14 protein-coding genes and 1 pseudogene are annotated in these 18,141 nt (G+C 70.3%); 7 read left to right on the plus strand and 8 right to left on the minus strand.

The genetic code is table 11. The annotated features are described in order from the left end of the window. Positions 1-49: 49 nt before the first annotated feature. The gene (locus WMF34_RS37440) at positions 50-1,120 is read right to left on the minus strand and encodes a sulfate/molybdate ABC transporter ATP-binding protein (RefSeq protein WP_012239984.1); all 1,071 of its coding nucleotides are present in this window, start codon (positions 1,118-1,120) and stop codon (positions 50-52) included. A gap of 725 nt (positions 1,121-1,845) precedes the next feature. Between WMF34_RS37440 and WMF34_RS37445 the strand changes: the two genes are divergently transcribed. Beyond that, positions 1,846-2,805, plus strand: a complete 960-nt coding sequence (locus WMF34_RS37445; protein ID WP_437990798.1) for an NAD-dependent epimerase/dehydratase family protein — start codon at positions 1,846-1,848, stop codon at positions 2,803-2,805. A 16-nt stretch (positions 2,806-2,821) separates the two neighbouring features. On the opposite strand, the gene WMF34_RS37450 is transcribed toward WMF34_RS37445, so the two are convergent. The 4 genes and pseudogenes from WMF34_RS37450 to WMF34_RS37465 form a co-directional block, all read right to left on the minus strand. Then, on the minus strand, positions 2,822-3,565 hold the full coding sequence (locus WMF34_RS37450; RefSeq protein ID WP_437990799.1) for a DUF434 domain-containing protein: 744 nt from the start codon (positions 3,563-3,565) through the stop codon (positions 2,822-2,824). Positions 3,566-4,009: 444 nt separating this feature from the next. Then, positions 4,010-4,261 (minus strand): hypothetical protein, encoded by a 252-nt coding sequence (locus WMF34_RS37455; RefSeq protein ID WP_437990800.1) that lies wholly within the window; start codon positions 4,259-4,261, stop codon positions 4,010-4,012. A 345-nt stretch (positions 4,262-4,606) separates the two neighbouring features. After that, positions 4,607-4,990 (minus strand): hypothetical protein, encoded by a 384-nt coding sequence (locus WMF34_RS37460; RefSeq protein ID WP_012239988.1) that lies wholly within the window; start codon positions 4,988-4,990, stop codon positions 4,607-4,609. A gap of 116 nt (positions 4,991-5,106) precedes the next feature. Then, positions 5,107-6,015: pseudogene (locus WMF34_RS37465) on the minus strand (protein kinase domain-containing protein). A gap of 306 nt (positions 6,016-6,321) precedes the next feature. Between WMF34_RS37465 and WMF34_RS37470 the strand changes: the two are divergent. Then, entirely contained in the window at positions 6,322-7,152 is an 831-nt protein-coding gene (locus WMF34_RS37470; RefSeq protein ID WP_437990801.1) for a hypothetical protein, read from the plus strand. Positions 7,153-7,289: 137 nt separating this feature from the next. Here WMF34_RS37470 and WMF34_RS37475 read toward each other — a convergent pair whose 3' ends face one another. Both WMF34_RS37475 and WMF34_RS37480 read right to left on the minus strand, forming a co-directional pair. Further along, positions 7,290-8,801 carry an ATP-binding protein gene (locus WMF34_RS37475; RefSeq protein ID WP_437990802.1) on the minus strand — a complete coding sequence of 504 codons (1,512 nt, stop codon included), beginning with the start codon at positions 8,799-8,801 and terminating at the stop codon, positions 7,290-7,292. 68 nt (positions 8,802-8,869) lie between these two features. After that, positions 8,870-10,459, minus strand: coding sequence for an AAA family ATPase (locus tag WMF34_RS37480; protein WP_437990803.1), 1,590 nt, complete (start codon positions 10,457-10,459; stop codon positions 8,870-8,872). Positions 10,460-11,035: 576 nt separating this feature from the next. On the opposite strand from WMF34_RS37480, the gene WMF34_RS37485 reads away from it, so the two are divergent. Then, complete coding sequence (locus WMF34_RS37485) at positions 11,036-12,001, plus strand: glycosyltransferase family 2 protein (RefSeq protein ID WP_437990804.1); 966 nt, start codon at positions 11,036-11,038, stop codon at positions 11,999-12,001. A 112-nt stretch (positions 12,002-12,113) separates the two neighbouring features. After that, entirely contained in the window at positions 12,114-13,091 is a 978-nt protein-coding gene (locus tag WMF34_RS37490; RefSeq protein ID WP_437990805.1) for a lysylphosphatidylglycerol synthase transmembrane domain-containing protein, read from the plus strand. Between the two features lie 167 nt (positions 13,092-13,258). Here the strand turns inward: WMF34_RS37490 and WMF34_RS37495 are convergent, their stop codons facing one another. Beyond that, positions 13,259-13,897: a hypothetical protein gene (locus WMF34_RS37495; RefSeq protein ID WP_437990806.1), complete on the minus strand. Its 639-nt coding sequence runs from the start codon at positions 13,895-13,897 to the stop codon at positions 13,259-13,261. A gap of 157 nt (positions 13,898-14,054) precedes the next feature. Between WMF34_RS37495 and WMF34_RS37500 the strand changes: the two genes are divergently transcribed. From WMF34_RS37500 to WMF34_RS37510, 3 genes are all read left to right on the plus strand, one after another. After that, complete coding sequence (locus WMF34_RS37500; protein WP_012239996.1) at positions 14,055-16,217, plus strand: DUF2079 domain-containing protein; 2,163 nt, start codon at positions 14,055-14,057, stop codon at positions 16,215-16,217. Continuing rightward, entirely contained in the window at positions 16,192-16,638 is a 447-nt protein-coding gene (locus WMF34_RS37505) for a universal stress protein (RefSeq protein WP_012239997.1), read from the plus strand. The genes WMF34_RS37500 and WMF34_RS37505 overlap by 26 nt, the downstream gene beginning before the upstream one ends. Before the next feature lie 141 nt (positions 16,639-16,779). Continuing rightward, positions 16,780-17,994 carry an ammonium transporter gene (locus WMF34_RS37510; protein ID WP_437990807.1) on the plus strand — a complete coding sequence of 405 codons (1,215 nt, stop codon included), beginning with the start codon at positions 16,780-16,782 and terminating at the stop codon, positions 17,992-17,994. Positions 17,995-18,141 lie beyond the last annotated feature (147 nt).

Below are 18,141 nucleotides of genomic sequence, written 5' to 3' on the forward strand. Positions count from 1 at the left end.
GCCACCTCCCATGATGGCCGTTGGCCAGACGGGAGCGCCGGCCAGCGGGCTAGATGGAGTAATCTTGCACGAAGATCTTGGCGTCTCGGAGATTTACCAGCACCCTGTCCCCCTCGGACAGGCCGAGCTCGGCGACGCGATCCTTGGTCAGCTCGACGGAGAGCGGCTGGCCGTCGGAGAGGCGGAGCTCTGCCTTGACCATCCACCCGACCCGTGACAGCCGCTCGACGCGCGCGACGCTGGCATCGTCGGCGGCGGGCGTCTTCGAGGAGTCGATCCGGGTGTGGACCTCGATGTCGTGCGGACGTACGAAGGCGTGCACGCTCGCGCCGTCGCCGGTCCCGGGGGGGGCGTGCACCGCGAGGGTACCGAGCGCCGCTTGGCCGTCGCGCACCTCCCCCTTGAGCACGTTGATCGACCCGACGAAGCTCGCGACGAACTCGGTCGCCGGCCGGTCGTAGATCTCCTCCGGGGTGCCGATCTGCTCGACCCGCCCCTTGTGCAGCACGATGACCCGATCGGCGAGGTCCATCGCCTCTTCCTGGTCGTGGGTCACGAAGACGCTCGTGATCCCTCGCTCCTTGTGGAGCCTCCGGATCCACTCGCGCAGCTCGAGGCGGACCTTGGCGTCGAGCGCCCCGAACGGCTCGTCGAGCAGGAGCAGCGACGAGCCTGGCGCGAGCGCGCGCGCCAGCGCGACGCGCTGCCGCTGGCCGCCGGACAGCTCGTGCGGGAACCTGCCGCCGAGCCCGTCGAGCTGCACGAGGCTGAGGAGCTCGTCGACGGTGGTCGCGATCTCCTTCCGTGGCCGCTTCCGGATGCTGAGGCCGAAGCCGATGTTGTCGCGCACGCTCATGTGCCTGAACAGCGCGTAGTTTTGGAAGACGAAGCCGATGTTCCGGTCCTGGACGCGGGTGGTGGTCGCGTTCTTGCCGTTCAGGATGACCTCGCCGGAGTCGGGGCTCTCGAGCCCGGCGATGATGCGCAGGACGGTGCTCTTGCCACCTCCGCTCGGCCCGAGGAGCGCGACCAGCGCGCCGCTCTCGATCTCGAACGAGACGTCATCGACCACCTTGTTCGGACCGAACCGCTTCGTGAGCCGCTCGACAACAATTCCCATAAGCAACAGCTAGCCTTCCGACCCCGTCTCGATCGCTCCTCGGGCAGAAAAAGCGAGGGGCCCGAGCGCGCACCAGCGTCGCCTGCCGGTCGGGTAGGCGCAACCAGATTCAGAAATACACATCGGAAAGGTGGGCGTATTTGCAAGAACGGGGGCGTGCTGATGCGAGAAGGCTGACAGAGGGCAGGGAGCGCGGAGCCGGTGCTCAGGCTGCCCCCCTCCCGGTCGGTCGGTCCTCAACCTCGGTCGGTCCTCAACCTCGGCTAGTCCTCAACCTCGGCCAGTCCTCAGCCTCGGCCAGTCCTCAACCTCGGTCGGTCCGCTGGTCCGCCAACCTCGGTCGGTCCGCTGGTCCCCAACCTCGGTCGGTCCGCTGGTCCCCAACCTCGGTCGGTCCGCTGGTCCCCAACCTCGGTCGGTCCGCCAACCTCGGTCGGTCCGCTGGTCCCCAACCTCGGTCGGTCCGCTGGTCCCCAACCTCGGTCGGTCCACTATCTACGCTCTCCACGCTCTCCAACCCCGGTCGGTCCCCAGCCGGTTCCCGAACCCCGGAGCGAGCTCAGCGGCGCGGCGGGCTTCGCGCGGCCGGCTGCTGCCCGACTCAACGGATGGCCCGAGGTGCTAGCATCGCCGCGCCGCGACGCGGCAGGCCCGGGACCGGAGGCCGCGGCGCGGCTGGACGAGGACGCGAGGCCGCGACGCGGCAGGACCAGGACGGAAGGCGGATGCGTTGTCTGGTGACGGGGGTGGCCGGATTCATCGGCTCCCACCTGGCGGAGCGGTTGATCGAGCTCGGACACGAGGTGCTCGGGGTAGACCGCTTCACCGACTACTACGCCCGCGAGCTCAAGGAGGGGAACCTGGCACGGCTGCGCGGCGAACCGCGCTTCTCGCTCTCGACGGCCGACCTCGCGACAGACGATCTCCGCCCGCTGCTCTCGGGCCGCGAGGTCGTCTTCCACCAGGCGGCGCAGGCGGGCGTGCGCCCGAGCTGGGGACAGAGCTTCGAGGTCTACCTGCGCGACAACGTGCTCGCGACGCAGCGGCTGCTGGAGGCAGCCAGGGCGCACGGCCAGGTGCGCAAGCTCGTCTATGCCTCGTCCTCCTCCGTCTACGGCGACCCCTCCGGCAACACGGGGGATGTGCCCATGCACGAATCCAGCCGGACCGTCCCCCACTCCCCCTACGGGGTGACGAAGCTCGCCGCCGAGCAGCTCTGCGAGCTGTACCGCCGCAACTTCGGCCTGCCCACGATCTCGCTCCGGTACTTCACGGTGTACGGCCCCAGGCAGCGCCCGGACATGGCGTTTCACCGGTTCATCGCCGCCGTGCTGAAGGGCGAGCCGGTCCGCGTGTACGGCGACGGCGAGCAAACGCGCGATTTCACGTACGTGAGCGACGCGGTGCAGGCCAACGTCGACGCCATGGAGAGCGGCGCGGTCGGCGTGTTCAACATCGGCGGCGGCTCTCGGGTGAGCCTCAACGACGCGCTCGGGCTGCTGGGAGAGCTCGCGGGACCCGTGCGCGTCGAGCGGGGAGAGCCGCAGCCCGGCGACGTCCGGCGCACCTGGGCGGACACCGCGGCGGCGCGGGCGGCGCTCCGGTACGTGCCCCGGGTGCCCCTGCGCGAGGGGCTCGCGGCGCAGGTCGCATGGCAAACGAGGCGGCTCGGGCGCTGCCGGTGACGGGCGCTCCGCGCCCTCACGCGCCGGCATCACCTCCGCGAGGGACGAGCTCGACCACACGCGCCGCCGGCACGCGCGCGCCCACGATCTCGTCCGCGAGGTTGACCCAGCGCACGCAGCGATCGAGGACGACGCTGTCGGACGAGATCACGCCCGCCGCCCCCGCGAGCAGGCGGTCGGGATCGGGGACGAGCGTCGCCTCGATCGAGAGGGGCGCGCCCCCGAGCCGCTCCAGGATCCGCGCGCGCAGCCGCCCGGAGCTGGGGATGGCGGCGTCGAGGAGGAAGCGCGCGCGCGCCGCGCCGGCGCCGGACAGCGCGTCGCCGATCCGATCGAGGGCCGCGTCGGTCTCCGCGATCGGCGCGTAGCTGCCGCGCAGCCCCGCGAGATCGCGCAGCGCCCCCTCCGGCCCGCGCACGAGCAGCCCGCCCGCGAGCGCCACCTCCAGGGTGATGATCAGGTTGAAGCCGTCGATGTTCGCCTCCGCGCCCTGGAGCGACGAGCACGGGGCGCAGCGCGCGAGGCGCGACGCCCGCTGCGCGTCCGAGCAAGCGGCCCGCTGCAGCGCGAGGCGCTGGCGTGCGGCCAGCTGGTGGTGGTCGCCGGCGGTCCGGATCGCGGTGCGCAGCGGATAGCCGCGGCCGAGGAGCCACGTCACCTCCTCGAAGGCCACGCGCAGCGTCCGGACGGCATCGGGGCCGAACAGCCGTTCGTCGTCCGGGTGTCCGCCGCGCGGCGCACCGCTGTGCTCGCCCGCCACGTCACCCGCCTCCGCGGCGCACCAGCGCGCACATCACATCTCCGCGCATCGGGTAGACCCGCGAGTCGCCCACGCAGGTGATGTACGCCATTCCGGACCCGAGCAAAACCCTGGCGACGGTGGCGCGCGGCGACCGCCCCGCCGCGGCCATCGACGGCAGCTGCCACGCCGCGATAGATCGACCTGCTGAAGGGCTGCTCGGCGCGACGGCCGGAGGATCTCCGCGCTCGCCGCTCGATACAGAAGGGGCCGACAGATCAGAGGCCCTTCTGCCCGAACCCAGGACAACCCCCCCCCGGGGGCGGTTGATGCCGTTCATCCTGGTCGTGCGGCCTCGGCGTGCCGTGGGGCCATCGGCAGCGCCGCGATGTACAGGAGCGCGAGCCGTCATCTCCGCGCTTGCGTGCTCTTCTGGACGGGCGCCCTCGCAGCGGCGCCCGTCGATCATTCGTGCTGATCGTCGTGCAGCGGGAGCTTGAGCCATGCCCCGGAGGGCGGCGCGAGGTCCTCCACCGGATCCTCTCGATCGGCTCGCTCTGCTCTGCAGTGCGGGCAACAGAGCTCCGGATCCCAGTCGACGTCCTCGAGCCCCAGCTTCCGCAGCCACGCGAGCTCCCACATGAGCCTTGGACTCACGTGAATCACGTTGCCCGAACGACGCATGCCGCTGCCGCTGAACCGCCGAGGCTTGGCCATGAGCGCTCCTCTTGGGATAAGGGCACCCATTCTGCCGCTGACGAAACCGCTCGCCAAGCGCGCTCTCGCCGAATCCGAGATATCGCCAAAGCTTACGTTGGGGTGCGTGAAATTCTCAAAAAGTTCGGCATCTCGCCGCACGCGCACACGCTCGGGTCTCGGTGCGCCCGTGACGAGAGGCAGCAGCGCGTCATCGCCGCGCAGGTCACCCGCCTCCTAAGCGTGCCAGCACGCACGTCACGTTGTCCGGTCCGCCGTGCTCGTTGGCGATGTCGACCAGCAGGCTCGCCGCCAGGCTCAGGTCCCGGTGCCTTGCCAGCACGCCCTCGAGCCGCGCTCGTTACCTCAGCGCAGCCGCAGCGCTGCCAGCACCACGCCGCACAAGACCCCCAGCACGAAGAGCACCGTGCCGACGAGCGCCAGGCGCGACCTGCGCTGGTCGGCCTCGCCCTTCACAGACACCGCGCTCACCCACACGTCGTCGTTCGCCTGCGTTGCCTCGCGCTCCTCGGCGGCCCACTTTTCCACCCAACCGGCCAGCTGCACGAGCGTCGCCTCCAGCCGGGCGTCCTCGATCCCGTGCGCTGCCATCGCCTGTCGCGCCTCCACCTTCGCAATGCGCTTCTTCTCCGCCTCCGGCGTCATCGCGCACCACACCGGATCGGTCCACCGGCCGACGGAGGCTTCCGGGGTGTTGGACGAGACGCTCGTGTCCTTCGGCGTTCTCATCGCGCTCATCCTCACAGATCAGCCGCGACCACGCACGCAAGTACGCGAGCTCCGCGTCTTCCAAGCGACTCGCCACGTGCGCCTTCCGCCCGTCCTCGAAGTCGCGCACCGCGCGCTCACGCTCGCTCTCCGCGCTCGGCCCCGGCGTCGATCGCTCCTCTTCGCGGACGCTGCTCGTCGCTGCCGTGCTCCCGAGCAGCACCGACATCGCAAGCCACCCCGCCTGCAGCTCTCGCCTCACGGTCGCTCCCTCTTCCACGTAACGTCCGCCATCCACGTGCTCGCCCCTCGTTCATCGGCGCCGTCCCGCCGGGCCCCAGCGCGGGCACCGGCGACGCGACCACCACCCTGGCCGACGGCTCCCGCCGCGGCACCTCGAGCGTCGGCCCCGTCACCGGCGCCCGGTGGACCGCGCGCCGCCCCGGCCGGCCCGGGATCGGCGGCTCGTCGGGCGGCGCCGCCAGCGAAATCCGGCCCTCCGCCTCGTCCTGCTCGAGGCGCCTGCGCAGCGCGATCATGCCCTGCGCCATCTCGGCCGCCGACAGGTACCGCGCCGCCGGCTGCTTCGCCGTCGCGCGCCGGATCACCTCGTCCACGTACGCCGGCAGCCCCGCCCCCTCCGACAGCGGCGCGGGATCCGCGAAGAACTCCCAGTTCACGAGCTTCGTCCGGTCGTCGAACGCGTCGCGGAACGGGTGGCGGCCGGCGATCATCTCCCAGAGCACGAGCCCCAGCGAGTACACGTCGAAGCGCGCGTCCGCCTCGTTCCCGGCGAGGTTCTCGGGCGCCATGTACGCGGCCGTCCCGAGGCGCACGTTGCGCTGGGTCGTCCGCATCTCCTAGGGGATGACCTTCGCGATCGAGAAATCGACGACCTTCACCATCCCGTCCGCGGTGAAGACGTTGTTGTCCGGCTTCACGTCGCGGTGGATGATCTGGTTCTCGTGCGCCGCGTCGAGCCCCCACGCGGCCTCGAGCGCGACGTGCGGCGCGAACAGAGGCGACAGCCTCCCCTGGCGCTCCAGGCGGGTGCCTCTCGGGCGAGCGCCCCTCCTCTGGAGGCGCTGCTATCCATGTCGATACGGCGCCGCCGGAGTGCTCACCCGATCGACGCCTCCCCCTTCCAAGGCGACGCGACCGCCGGCCACCAGGCGCCCACGGCCCGGCGGCCCTCGCATGCCCGCTGGCCGCTGGCCTCCGGCCAATGGCCTCTGGCCAATGGCCGCGCAGAGCACGGTTCCGACAGGAGCCTTTGCGCAAAGCGGTTGTGAACGCGCGAGGCGCTCTCGCTAAGATGCACGGTTTCCTGGGGGAGGATCGGAGAGAGAACGATGGCAGCCTATGGATACAGCTTCGTCACGGACAAGGCGTTCAGCGCGTTCGCGCGGGATCTCGAGCAGGGAGCGTGGAAGGGCGTCTCGATAGACAAGTACGATGTCCCGAACCGCATCCCGGCGGCGTCGCTCTTCGAAGCGCCCAGGCCGGTGGTCTGGAAGCTGCGCGCGCGCTGGAGCATCGCGGCGCTCGATGAGGCGCTCGGCGTCGCGCCGGCTGCGGTGCTCGCCGAGCTCGACGTCGAGTGGGACACCGCCCAGCGGGCGCTGCACCTGTTCCTGGCCTCGGCTGCCGAGAGCAAGGATCCTGCGCAGCGCGACGCGGCGGTGCGGCTCCGCGGCGCCCTGCTTGCGGGGGCGGGTACCGAGCAGACCCGGTACACATACGACGCCGAGGTCGACTACGGCTGGCACCAGGTCGCGATCGTGGGCAAGGCGCCGCTCGCCGCCGACGTGAAGAAGGTCGGCGCCGGCGCGTACCTGAAGCGCGTCGAGGAGGCGACCGAGGCGCTCGCCAGGGGGCTCGGCCGCACCTCCGGCCAGAAGCGCGCGGTCGCGCGCTCGAAGCGCATCCGGGAGGCGGTGGTCGCGTGCACGCAGGCGTTCAACGCCATCCACGGCGAGATCGGCTGGCTCCTCGAGCACACGCCGAGCGGCAAGCAGCGCGATCTGCTCCAGGCGCTCCACGCGCCGTTCCTCGCCCTCCTCGAGCGCAGCCCGCAGCGCGCGCCGGCGGCCACCGCGCCGGAGGAGGACGTCGCGGACGAGGACGCCGCAGAGGAGGAGGACGCCGCGAAGCCCGAGGCGGAAGAGAGCACGCACGCGTGAGCGCCTGCCGGTGGAGGAGCGCGACCGGCCGGCGGCTCATGCCGTCCTGACCCCCCACGCGCGTTTCTATCCGGACATCAGCTCGCTTCTCGATGCCGGCCCATAAGCGCAGAATCCAGCGCGCACTCCTGCCGGGATCATCTGCGCTTCGGAAGCTGCACCACCAGGTGGTCGGTGAGCCACGCCTTGCCTCCCGGATCGGCCTGCTGAACCCGCCAACGGCCCACCAGATCCGGCGGCGTCGGAAGTCGCTCGAAGCTGCGGCCCCCGAGGCACATTCGCTCGTAGGCTTCCGGCCAGCCCGCCGCGTCACGCGCGCCCAGCAACACGGCGATCCCGTGGCGGGTCTCCGAGAGGCGATAGTCGTCGATCTGCTTCTGGATCCCCGCGTTGTGGGCAGCGTCGCGCCAGATCTTGGTCTCGATCAACGCATGGCCGTCGAGGCCCGGCCGGGTCAGGCGCACCTTGATATCGGTGAAGCCCGCCGCCTGGATGGCTTCCCGCTCCGTCTCGATCCATCCCAGAAGACGCAGCCCCACCGCGATGAGGGAGCTGAATACCTGCTCCTGCAAGAGCCCGCCTTCGCCGTGAAAATCGCGTCCAAAGCGGCGCAAGTTCGCCAGCACCGCACAGACATCCTGGACCAGACGCTCGATGGGGTCACCTGAGCCCGCCGGGATCTCCGGCAGGTTCAGGATCGAGGCAATGGGCCATGCGATCACAGGGTCGGCGAGCATCGAGCCTTCGCCCCTCACCAGGCCGGCCGCGCGCAGCAGCGTCAGCGCCTCCTCCGGGTCCATGGGGATGTGCTCACCTGCTTGCAAGGAGCACGCATCGCGAAGCCGCTGCATCGGAACCGAGCCGGCGTGCTCGCGAACGACCTTCAGCACCCGGAACGGGGCATCGAGCCGCCCGTAGTGCGAGACGGATGCGTGCACCGACCGAATGAAGCCGTCGTACTTCTCGCGGAACACGCCGAAAACAGTCTCCAGCTCCAGCACGGAGGCGCTGCTCGTACCCCAGAGGTGCTCCAGGCCGTAGGTCACGAGAACCGGGCTGCCCCCGGAGAGCAGGCGGAGCGTCTCCAGGTGGACCTCGCTCAGGGGACGCCCGTCGTCCTGAAAGGGCCTGGCGAGCTCCACGATCTCCGCCGGTCCGAAGGGCTCGAGCACATACGATTCGGCGCGGCTGACGAGCCCGGATCCAAGCTCCGTCGCGAGATAGAAGAGACCGATCCCGCCCGCGAAGACGAGATCGAAGTGTGCGCCGTGTTCCTTCCGCGTGGTCTCCAGCTTGTTGAACCAGCTCCGAGCGAACGCCCCCCGCTCTCCGGCTCCAGCCGTGACGTACTGGTCAGCCTCATCGAAGAGAACCACCAGCCTCGTCACGTCGCCCTGGAGCACGTGCTCGAGAAGGTCATCCATCCGCGGCGGTGAGAGATCGCGGATGCCGAGCCTCGCCGCGAGATCGTGCACCGCTCCGGCGACGGTCGGCTCCTCGGGCGGATCCGGCACGAGCACGACCCGCGTCCCCGGCGCGTCCTGAAGCTCGCCCCGGATCTGGCGTAGCAAGACGCTCTTTCCGCTCCCGCGACCGCCGATGACCTTGACGGCGATGCCCTTACGAAGATCCTCCACGATCGATTCCACCAGCGCGCGTCGGGGCACCGGGTGACCTGGGGTGTGGTGCTGCCAGCTGTAAGGATTGGACCGCCTCGTCACACCGCCACCCGCGCCTGTGTGGGGAGCAAGGTCCGCACGTACCACGACAGGTGCTTCGGCAGCGCCAGCGTTGCCTCGTCGAACAAGCCGAAATTCCGCAACACCCGCACGCCGGAGCTCTGCGATCCGCCTGACCGCTTCACGGCCGCTCCAGGGTCATGACTCTCGATGAGATCGAGGAGCAACGCGTAGGCCGCCGGATACCTCTTCGAGAGCAGCGCGATGATCTCGCGGTCCACGTCCAGCACGGCTTGACGGCCCAGAAAGCGCTCGACAGCCCTCTCGCGATGAGGATCCGTCGGTTCCTTCAGCAGGACCCCCGGCGCATGCAGCCGGACCTCTTCGCGGAGGGCCGAGCCGAACTGGCGGTGCAGCAGCGGATGCCCACCGGTCCACGCGCGGGCGAGCGCCGCCGTTTCGGGCCCCACGGCGAGCCCCACGCGGCGCCCTAGCTTGCGGAGCATCTCCGTGTCGTGCGGCGGACGGATCGGTCCGAGCCACATCGGCGTGAGCCCCGCGAGCAAGGGGTTGGGCACCCCATCCAGATGCGGAACCGACAGGTGCTCGGGGTCGCGGCCGATCAGCACGAGCGAGACGGCCCCCTGATGTTGCTGGGACAGGGCGCGCACGAGCCCGAGGAGCCGCGAGATGCCCGGCACCGGGCCAAGGCTGCCCTCGCGCTCGAAGAGAAAATCGTACTCGTCGATCACGAAGCACAGGCGCATTCCCTCGTCCACGATCGCCTGGGCTGCTGACTTCAGGCCGGCGATGCCCTGCGGCGCCGGCGGTACATCTGCGCGGCCGGCGGCGCGCATCCTGCGGCGCAGCGCGGCGAGCAGCTCGTCGGCGACATCGTCCACATCCGCTTCCGCCGCATCCAGCCCCTGCGCGTCGAACCAGATCACACACGCCTGGGACGCCATCTTCTCCGCGCCTGGCGCCTTGATCCCGCTGGCCGGGTCGAGCCAGTCGGTGACCGCCCGGACCAGCGAGGTCTTGCCGCATTTGCGCAATCCGAACACGCCGACGGCGTCGCCGCGGGTGACCCGCGTGCGGAGCTCCATGACCTCCGCATCGCGGCCCATGAGCTGGTACCCTCGAACCGGATCGCGCTCCTCGAACACGTCGTACGTGGGGAGCTGCTGGCGGAGCACCTCGGAGAGCGGCGGCCAGCTCCGATCCTCGCCCCATACCCACGCCAGGCGCTGATCCCGACCGGGCATCCGATCGAGGCGGTCTTTGAGCGGCCGACCGTCGTCGTGGGTGTGACCATCGTCTGTGACGATGACCAGGTTGCCGTCGAGGCGCAGATCCGAGCGCACGACCTCGTCGGCAGCGCGCTGGAGATCCCGCGACTGGACCTCGCCCTGGACGGCGATGAACAGCAGCTCGGGGGCCAGGCCGAACCCCTCCTGGATGTGCTGCGGCGGCTTCGCGCGAAGGAGCCAGCTGCGCGGCGCAGCCGGGCGAACATGCGTCAGCTCGAAGCCATCCCTCTCGAGCGTGTCCGCCATCACGGCACCGAAGTGGATGTCCTCCTCGAAGATCCGCAGGAAATGCTTCAGCGTCTTCGTGTTGCCGCCCATGCGGAGAGTCTCGCACACGGCATCGACGCCGGCATATCGCGCCGGTCGCCGCCCGAGCCGGCTCTCCGCAGCCCTTGCCCGAACCCCTGCCGGCTCCCCGCAGCCCTTTCTCCAACCCCTGCCGGCTCTCCGCAGCCCTTCCCCGAACCCCTGCCGGCTCTCCGCAGCCCTTCCCCGAACCCCTGCCGGCCCTCCGCAGCCCTTCCCTCCACCTCCGCCGGCTCTCCGCAGCCCTTGCCCGAACCCCTGCCGGCTCTCCGCAGCCCTTGCCCGAACCCCTGCCGGCTCTCCGCAGCGCTTGCCCGAACCCCTGCCGGCCCTCCGCAGCCCTTGCCCGAACCCCTGCCGGCTCTCCGCAGCCCTTGCCCTCTCCCCCTCCCGGTGACCGGCAGCACGTCCTGCCCTCGTTGCCGTCGCGCTTGCGGCGCGTTCTCGGACGGAACCGCGCCTTCTCGTGACGTTCTGCTATCCTCCGCCGCCGTGATTGTGGACCAGCCCCCCACACCTGCCCCTCACGAGGCTCCGGAGGACCGGGCCACGTTCGGGCTCTCCGCCTTCGATCCTCGCCCGAGCCTCATGGCGCCTTCCATCGCGCCGGCCACCTCGGCGGCGCCGCAGGTCTCGGTGGTCGTCCCGGGGCTGAACGAGGCGGAGAGCCTGGCGGAGCTCGCGCAGCGGGTGGATCAGGCCTTGAAAGGGCGCTTCTCCTACGAGCTCATCTTCGTGGACGACGGCAGCACGGACGACAGCTGGGGCGTCATCTCCAGGATCCGCGCGGAGAACCCGGTCGTGAAGGGGATCCGGCTGCGGAAGAACTTCGGCAAGGCGACGGCGCTCACGGCCGGGTTCCGCAAGGCGAGGGGCGCCGTGGTCGTCACGATGGACGCCGATCTCCAGGACGACCCGGCCGATCTGCCGAGCTTCATCGCCAAGGTCGAGGAGGGCCTCGACGTCGTGGTGGGCTGGAAGGTCAACCGCCTCGACCCCGCCAATCGCCTCATCTTGTCCCGGATCTTCAACGGGACCGTCCGCGCGGTCACGGGCGTGAAGCTCCATGACATGAACTGTGGCTTCAAGGCCTACCGTCGCGAGGTGCTGCGCACCATCCCGATCTACGGCGATCTCTTCCGGTACATCCCGGCGCTCGCCGCCTGGCAAGGCTTCCGCGTCACGGAGATCCCGGTGCGCCACCACGCCCGCAAGTACGGCGCCTCGCGCTACGGACTGGAGCGCATCCTGCGCGGCTTCTTCGACCTGCTCAGCGTCATGTTCCTGACGCGCTACTCGAAGAAGCCGATGCACCTCTTCGGCCTCATCGGCCTGGTCTTCGCTGCGACCGGCGTGACCATCAACGCGTATTTGACGTTCCTCTGGCTGCTCGGTCACAAGATCGGAGACCGGCCGCTGCTCCTCCTCGGTGTGCTGATGATCCTCCTCGGCATCCAGTTCTTCTCGATGGGCTTCATCGGCGAGTTCCTCACCTTCCAGATGCAGCAGCGCCACCTGGCAGACGATCCGCCCGTCCGCGAGGAGTTCGAGTGATCTCCGAGCCTCGCCGCGATCGGTCCTGGGTCCCCGTGTCCGGGCGCCTCCCCTCGCTTCAGGCCCTCTGCTCCGCGGCGCCGCGCTGAGCGCGCGGCCGGGGTTCGCCGTCGTGCGCCGCACCGCCCTGCGCGCCCTCGCCCGCCTGATTGGCCCGCTCCTGCTCGTCCTCGTGGTCGTGCGCATGGACGACCGGGACGCGGTGCTCGGCGCGGTCGTCTCGGCCTCGGCTGGCCCGCTCGCGCTCGCGGCGGCGCTGAACGTCCTCAACATCCACCTCAAGGTGGTCCGCTGGGACGCGCTGCTGCGTGCCCGGGGCATCGTCTATCCGCTTCGGCGTGCGTGGAGCGCCTACGCGACGTCGCTCTACGTCGGCATGCTGACCCCCGGCCGGGTCGGCGACCTGCTCCGGATCCGCTACCTGCGCCACGACCTCGGCGTGCCTTACGCGGAGGGGCTGGCCACCGTCGTGATGGACAGGCTGTGTGATCTCTACGTGCTCGCCGCGTTCGTCGCGGTCGGCGTCGCCCGTTACAGCGCGGTGATCGCCGGCCGCCTGGCCTGGCTGACGTGGGGTGGGATCGCCCTCACGGTCCTGGCGCCCCTCGTGTTGCTCATCCCCGGGCTGGCCGAGCGGCTGCTGCTCGCCTTCTCGCGCAAGCTCGCGAAGGATCCGTCCGAGAGCGCGGAGCCCGGCGCGGCGAGCCGCTTCCTGGTCGCGCTGCGCGCTCATGTCGGGCGCGGGCTCCTCTTCACGCTCCCGGTCACGGTGGCGACGTTCGTCGTCAACTTCGCGCAGGGCTACCTCATCGCGCGCGCCCTCGGCGTACCGCTCTCGCTCTTCGACGTCACCTGCCTGCTCGCCATCGCGAACCTGCTCGGTCTCTTGCCGATCTCGATCGCCGGCGTAGGCGTCCGTGAGCTCTTCTTCTCCCTCGTGTTCCCTTCGCTCGGCTTCACCGCCGAGCACGGCGTCAGCTTCGGCCTGCTGGTCTTCGCCGTCGTCTACCTCAACGTCGTCGCCGTCGGCTTCGTGAGCTGGCAGCTGGCCCCCCCGCCCACCTCCCCCGCCCCATCCATCCCCCGCTAGAGCGACAAACGGGTCGAAACCCCGAGAAAATCAGGAATTTCACAGAGAGGCAGGCAGGCGGGAAGGCGGAGAGCGAAAGACGGCAAGAGGGAGAAATTCATTTTTTCTTCCTCCCCGCCTCCCCGCCTCCCTGTGAAAATTCTCCGGGTTTCAACATGATGGGTGTTCTAGAGAGAAATAGGGGTCGTGAGCCGCAGAGGCTCCCCCTCGAAGGCCGGCACCCGCGCCGCGGCGGCTCGGAACGCCTCGACCACGCACGCGCCGACCTCGGTCCCGGCGAAGGACGCCCCGTCCAGCGCCACCTGGGCCTCGCCGCTCGGCGCGAAGGTCACGGTCACGCTCCCCTCCCCGCTCGGCCCGTCCGGCTGCCAGCAGCGCTTCGCCCGGACACGGCCGTGCTCGAGCGCCGCGCCCGCGGCCTTGCCCACCCGGACGCGCGCCCCGTCGACCCGGCTCGACCAGGCGTCGTACCCCTCGTGAGAGCGCAGCGACATCTCGGCAGAGGGGGGGTACGCCCCGCCGCGCTGCAGGCAGTGCGAGGGGCGCACCATCGCATAGCCCGTCGCGGTGGCGAAGCTGCACACCGCGAGCGCCACCAGCAGGGCCCGCTGCCCGCCGCCCCGGCCGAGCGGCCCGTCGGGCGGCCCGTCATCGTCCGATCCGCCACGCAACCGCTCGACCTCCGCACGGATCTCCGCGATTTCCGCGTCCCGGGCGGCGAGCGCCGCATCCCGCTCCTTCAGCTTGGCTTCGAGGGTTTCGATGCGCGCGCGAGCCGCATCGAGATGATCCCGGTAGTGCGACATGGCGCCATTCTACCGCGGGCCGCGCGTGGCGCCCTGCCCTTCCCGCGCGCTCACGTCGTTACACGTCGTTACACGTCCTTCCGCGTCCTTTCGCGATGTTCCCCCCGCTCCTTGACAGCGGGGGGTGGGGTCAAGTAGCCGAGGACCCGCCTCACCTATGCTAGAGAACCACCGCACCAGGCTGAACAGCGCGCTCGCCAAGCTCGACGGCGCCCTCGAGCGGCTCGCGCGCGCCGCCTTGACCCTGGCGCCGTGGCCGATCCTCTACGGCATGAGCATCGCCGTGACGGCCTGGGTCTTCACCCACCCGAGCCGGCACGCGCAGCTCGACACGAACAAGCTGACCGAGGTGGAGCGCCGCTGGATGGTCGGCGGCGCCGCCGCCGCCATCGTGGGGGTCGCGCTCGCCTACTTCCTCGTGATGCTGGCGCGGCGGGCCCGCACCCGCTCGTGGGACTTCATGGGCACCGTGGGCCGCCTCAACCGCGCCCTGATCCCCCTGCTCGCGCTCCCGTTCGTCGCCGCGCTCAAGCTCCCGAACATCGAGAAGGACAGCCCGAAGAGCACGATCTTCTTCGTCGCCCTCGCCGCCCTGGCCACGGGCGCCGGCGCCTACGCCTGGGGCCGCCGCGCGCGGCTCTCGCCCTGGCTCGACGATGCGTCCGAGCTCGATGGCGCGCCCTCCCGCGGAGGCCGCGCCGCGCGGTGGCTCCCGCCGCTGGCCCTGCTCGCGATGTGGACGGGCTACACGCTCTTCTTCTCCCGGCTCGCGATCACCAACCACCACGCGCTGCACACCCGGACGCCCGACCTCGGGTACTACGACAACATCTTCTACCAGACGATCCACGGACGGCCGCTCGGCTGCTCCTGGCTCAAGGCCGGTTACCACGGCTCCGCGCACTTCGACCCGATCCTCATCCTGCTCTCGCCGCTCTACCTGATCTACCCGAGGGCGGAGTTCCTCCTCATCCTCCAGTCCGCGTGGCTCGGCGCCGGCGTCGTGCCCGTGTACCTGCTCGCGCGCGACAAGCTCGCTCACCGCGGCAAGGCGCTCCTGCTCGCCGCCGTGTGGGCCATCTATCCGGCCCTGCACGGCGCGAACATGTACGAGTTCCACTCGCTCGCGCTGATCTCGCCGCTCGTCGTCTGGCTCCTCTACTTCTACGAGACCGGCAGGGACAGGCTGTACTGGGTCACCCTCGCCGTGCTGCTGCTCTGCCGGGAGGACGTCTCCCTGCTGATGTGCTTCATCGGGCTCTACGCCATCTTCGACCGGCGCCCGGGCAAGACGCGCCTCGGCTGGGTGACCATCGCGACGAGCCTCGTCTACTTCGTCATCGTGAAGCTGTTCTTCATGACGTCGTCGGGCATCATCATGTCCGGCAAGGACGCTTATTCGTTCGCCTATTACTACGAGGAGCTCATGCCGAACCGGAGCGGGCTCGGCGGCATGCTCGTCTCCCTCCTCACGAACCCTGTCTTCGCGCTCAAGGTCCTGCTGGAGGAGCCGAAGATCATCTTCCTGCTCCAGCTCTTCGTCCCCCTGTGCTTCCTGCCCTTCCTCGCCAAGCCCGGGCGCTGGATGCTCGCCTACGGGCTCCTGTTCTGCCTGCTCGCCTCGCGCGACGCGGTGTTCTCGATCCACTTCCAGTACTCGTCGATCCTCTTCCCCATCGCGTTCGTGCTGACGCCGATCGCGCTCAAGCGGATCGAGGGCTCCGGGCCGGCCGCGTACTACGGGCTCGACGGGCGGCGCCTGTCGCGCGCGCTGCTCGCCGCCATGGTCGTGGCGGCCGCGCTGATGTCGTGGAAGTTCGGCGGCCTCGTCGAGAACGCGTCGTTCAGGGGCGGCTTCTCCCGCGTGGCGCGCAAGCTGACGCCCGACCAGGAGGCGACCTACGCCTGGGTCCGGAAGCAGGTGGAGGCGATCCCGAAAGACGCCATCGTCGGCGCGACGAGCAAGATGGGACCGCACGTGTCGAACCGGAAGCAGGCCTATTTCTATCCGGGCGAGCGCGCCGCGACCGTCCAGTACGTGCTGCTCGACGAGGGGGAGCTCAAGGGCAAGGACCTGGAGCGCCACAACGCGGCGGTGAAGCGCGGCGAGCTCGAGGAGCTCAGCCGGCTGAAGAAGCTGGCGCTGTTCAAGCGGGTGAAGCCGCCGTCGAAGGCGCAGCCGCCGGCGCCGGCGGCCTCCGAGCCCCCTACCGGAGACCCGCCCCCGGAGCTACGAAAGCCGGACCGAAAGGGCGGCGGCGCGCCGCCTGCGCCCTCCAACACCGCGGAGCAAGATGAAGACCCTCCTCCTGGCCCATGACTTCAACGCGACCTCCGAGATCGCCCTCGACACGGCGATCGAGCTCGCCCGCAAGCTGTCCGCGAAGATCGTCGTCGCGCACGTGTACAGCGTGCCCGTCTACAGCTTCCCGGAAGGCTCGTCCCTGATCCCCTCGGCCGAGGACGCCGCCCGCATCGGCGATGCGGCGCAGCGGAGCCTCGATCAGGTGCTCGAGCGCCGGCGCGCCACGCCCGGCGTCGAGATCTCGGGCGTGCTGCGCGCCGGCGTCCCCGACGAGGAGATCTGCCGCCTCGCGGACGAGATCGGCGCCGACATGATCGTGATCGGGACGCACGCGCGCGGGGCGGTCGCGCGGGCGCTGCTCGGCAGCGTGGCGCAGCGGGTGGTGAGATCGGCAAAGGTCCCGGTCCTGTCGATACGGGCACCCCAACCGGCCTGATGTAGGTGACATCACGAAACGGTCGGATCCGGTGTCCGGCGCCGCCGGAACGGGCGTTAGAAATTTCCCGACTTCCTGTCAAATGCGTCCTGCCGCGGCCACGAAACCTCGTTGAAACATCGGGCACGTTACCCCGGTGCCATGAAGATCGACACTGGGGATACGGCCTGGCTCCTCGCATCGACAGCCCTCGTCCTTTTCATGACGCCGGGCCTCGCCCTGTTCTACGGCGGCATGGTGCGCCGCAAGAACGTGCTCGCGACGCTCATGCACTCGTTCGCCGCGCTCGCGGTGATCTCGGTGCAGTGGGTGGCCATCGGGTACTCGCTCGCGTTCGGGACCTCGCACGGTGGGCTCATCGGCGGGTTCGACTTTGTCGGTCTGCACGGGATCGCGACGGTGGAGCGCGGCACGGTGCCGCACATCGCGTTCGCGGCGTTCCAGATGATGTTCGCGGTGATCACGCCCGCGCTCATCGCGGGGGCGTTCGCCGAGCGGATGCGGTTTTCGGCGTACCTGGTCTTCATCCTGCTCTGGTCCACGCTCGTCTATGACCCGGTGGCGCACTGGGTGTGGGCGGAGAAGGGCTGGCTCTTCGAGATGGGCGCGCTCGACTTCGCGGGCGGCACCGTGGTTCACCTCGCGGCGGGCATCTCGGCGCTGATCTGCGCGCTCGTGCTGGGCAAGCGCACGGGATATCCGCACGAGCGGCACGTGCCGCACAACCTGACGATGACCCTGACGGGCACGGGCATCCTGTGGTTCGGGTGGTTCGGCTTCAACGCCGGCAGCGCGCTGACGTCGGGCGGGCTCGCGGCGCTGGCGCTGCTCGACACGCACCTCGCGGCGGCGGCGGGCGGCGCGGCGTGGCTCCTCGTCGAGTGGGCGCAGCGAGGCAAGCCGACCGCGCTCGGCGTGGCGTCCGGCATCGTGGCCGGGCTCGTCGGGATCACGCCCGCGGCCGGGTTCGTGGCGCCGTGGGCCGCCGTCGTGATCGGCCTGCTCGCGGGCGTGGTGTGTTACGCGGCGGTCGTCTCGAAGGAGCGCCTGCGCTACGACGACTCGCTCGACGCGTTCGGCGTCCACGGCGTGGGCGGCCTCCTCGGCGCGGTCCTCACCGGCGTCTTCGCCGAGAAGGCCCTGAACGAGGCCGGCCGCGACGGCGTGATCGCCGGCAACCCGGGGCAGCTGGTCCCGCAGCTGGCCGGCATCGTGGCCGTCGGGCTGTACGCCGCCATCGTGACCTTCGTGCTCCTCAAGGTGGTCGACAAGCTGATCGGCCTGCGCGTGCCCGAGAGCGACGAGCGCGAGGGCCTCGACGCCACCGAGCACGGAGAAACTGGCTACGCGCTGTAGCGACACAGAGGGGGCAGCCACAGACCCAGGTCGACGAGGGCTCCCCGCCGCGCTCGCCCTCCCGGTGGAGAGGGCACGCGAGGGTGGTGGGGGAATTCCCCAGCCCTGCTGGCACGATGGACCGCCAAGGCGCCATAAGACGCCAAG

The organism is Sorangium sp. So ce145 (assembly GCF_051525985.1).
Classification (GTDB): domain Bacteria; phylum Myxococcota_A; class Polyangia; order Polyangiales; family Polyangiaceae; genus Sorangium; species Sorangium cellulosum_B.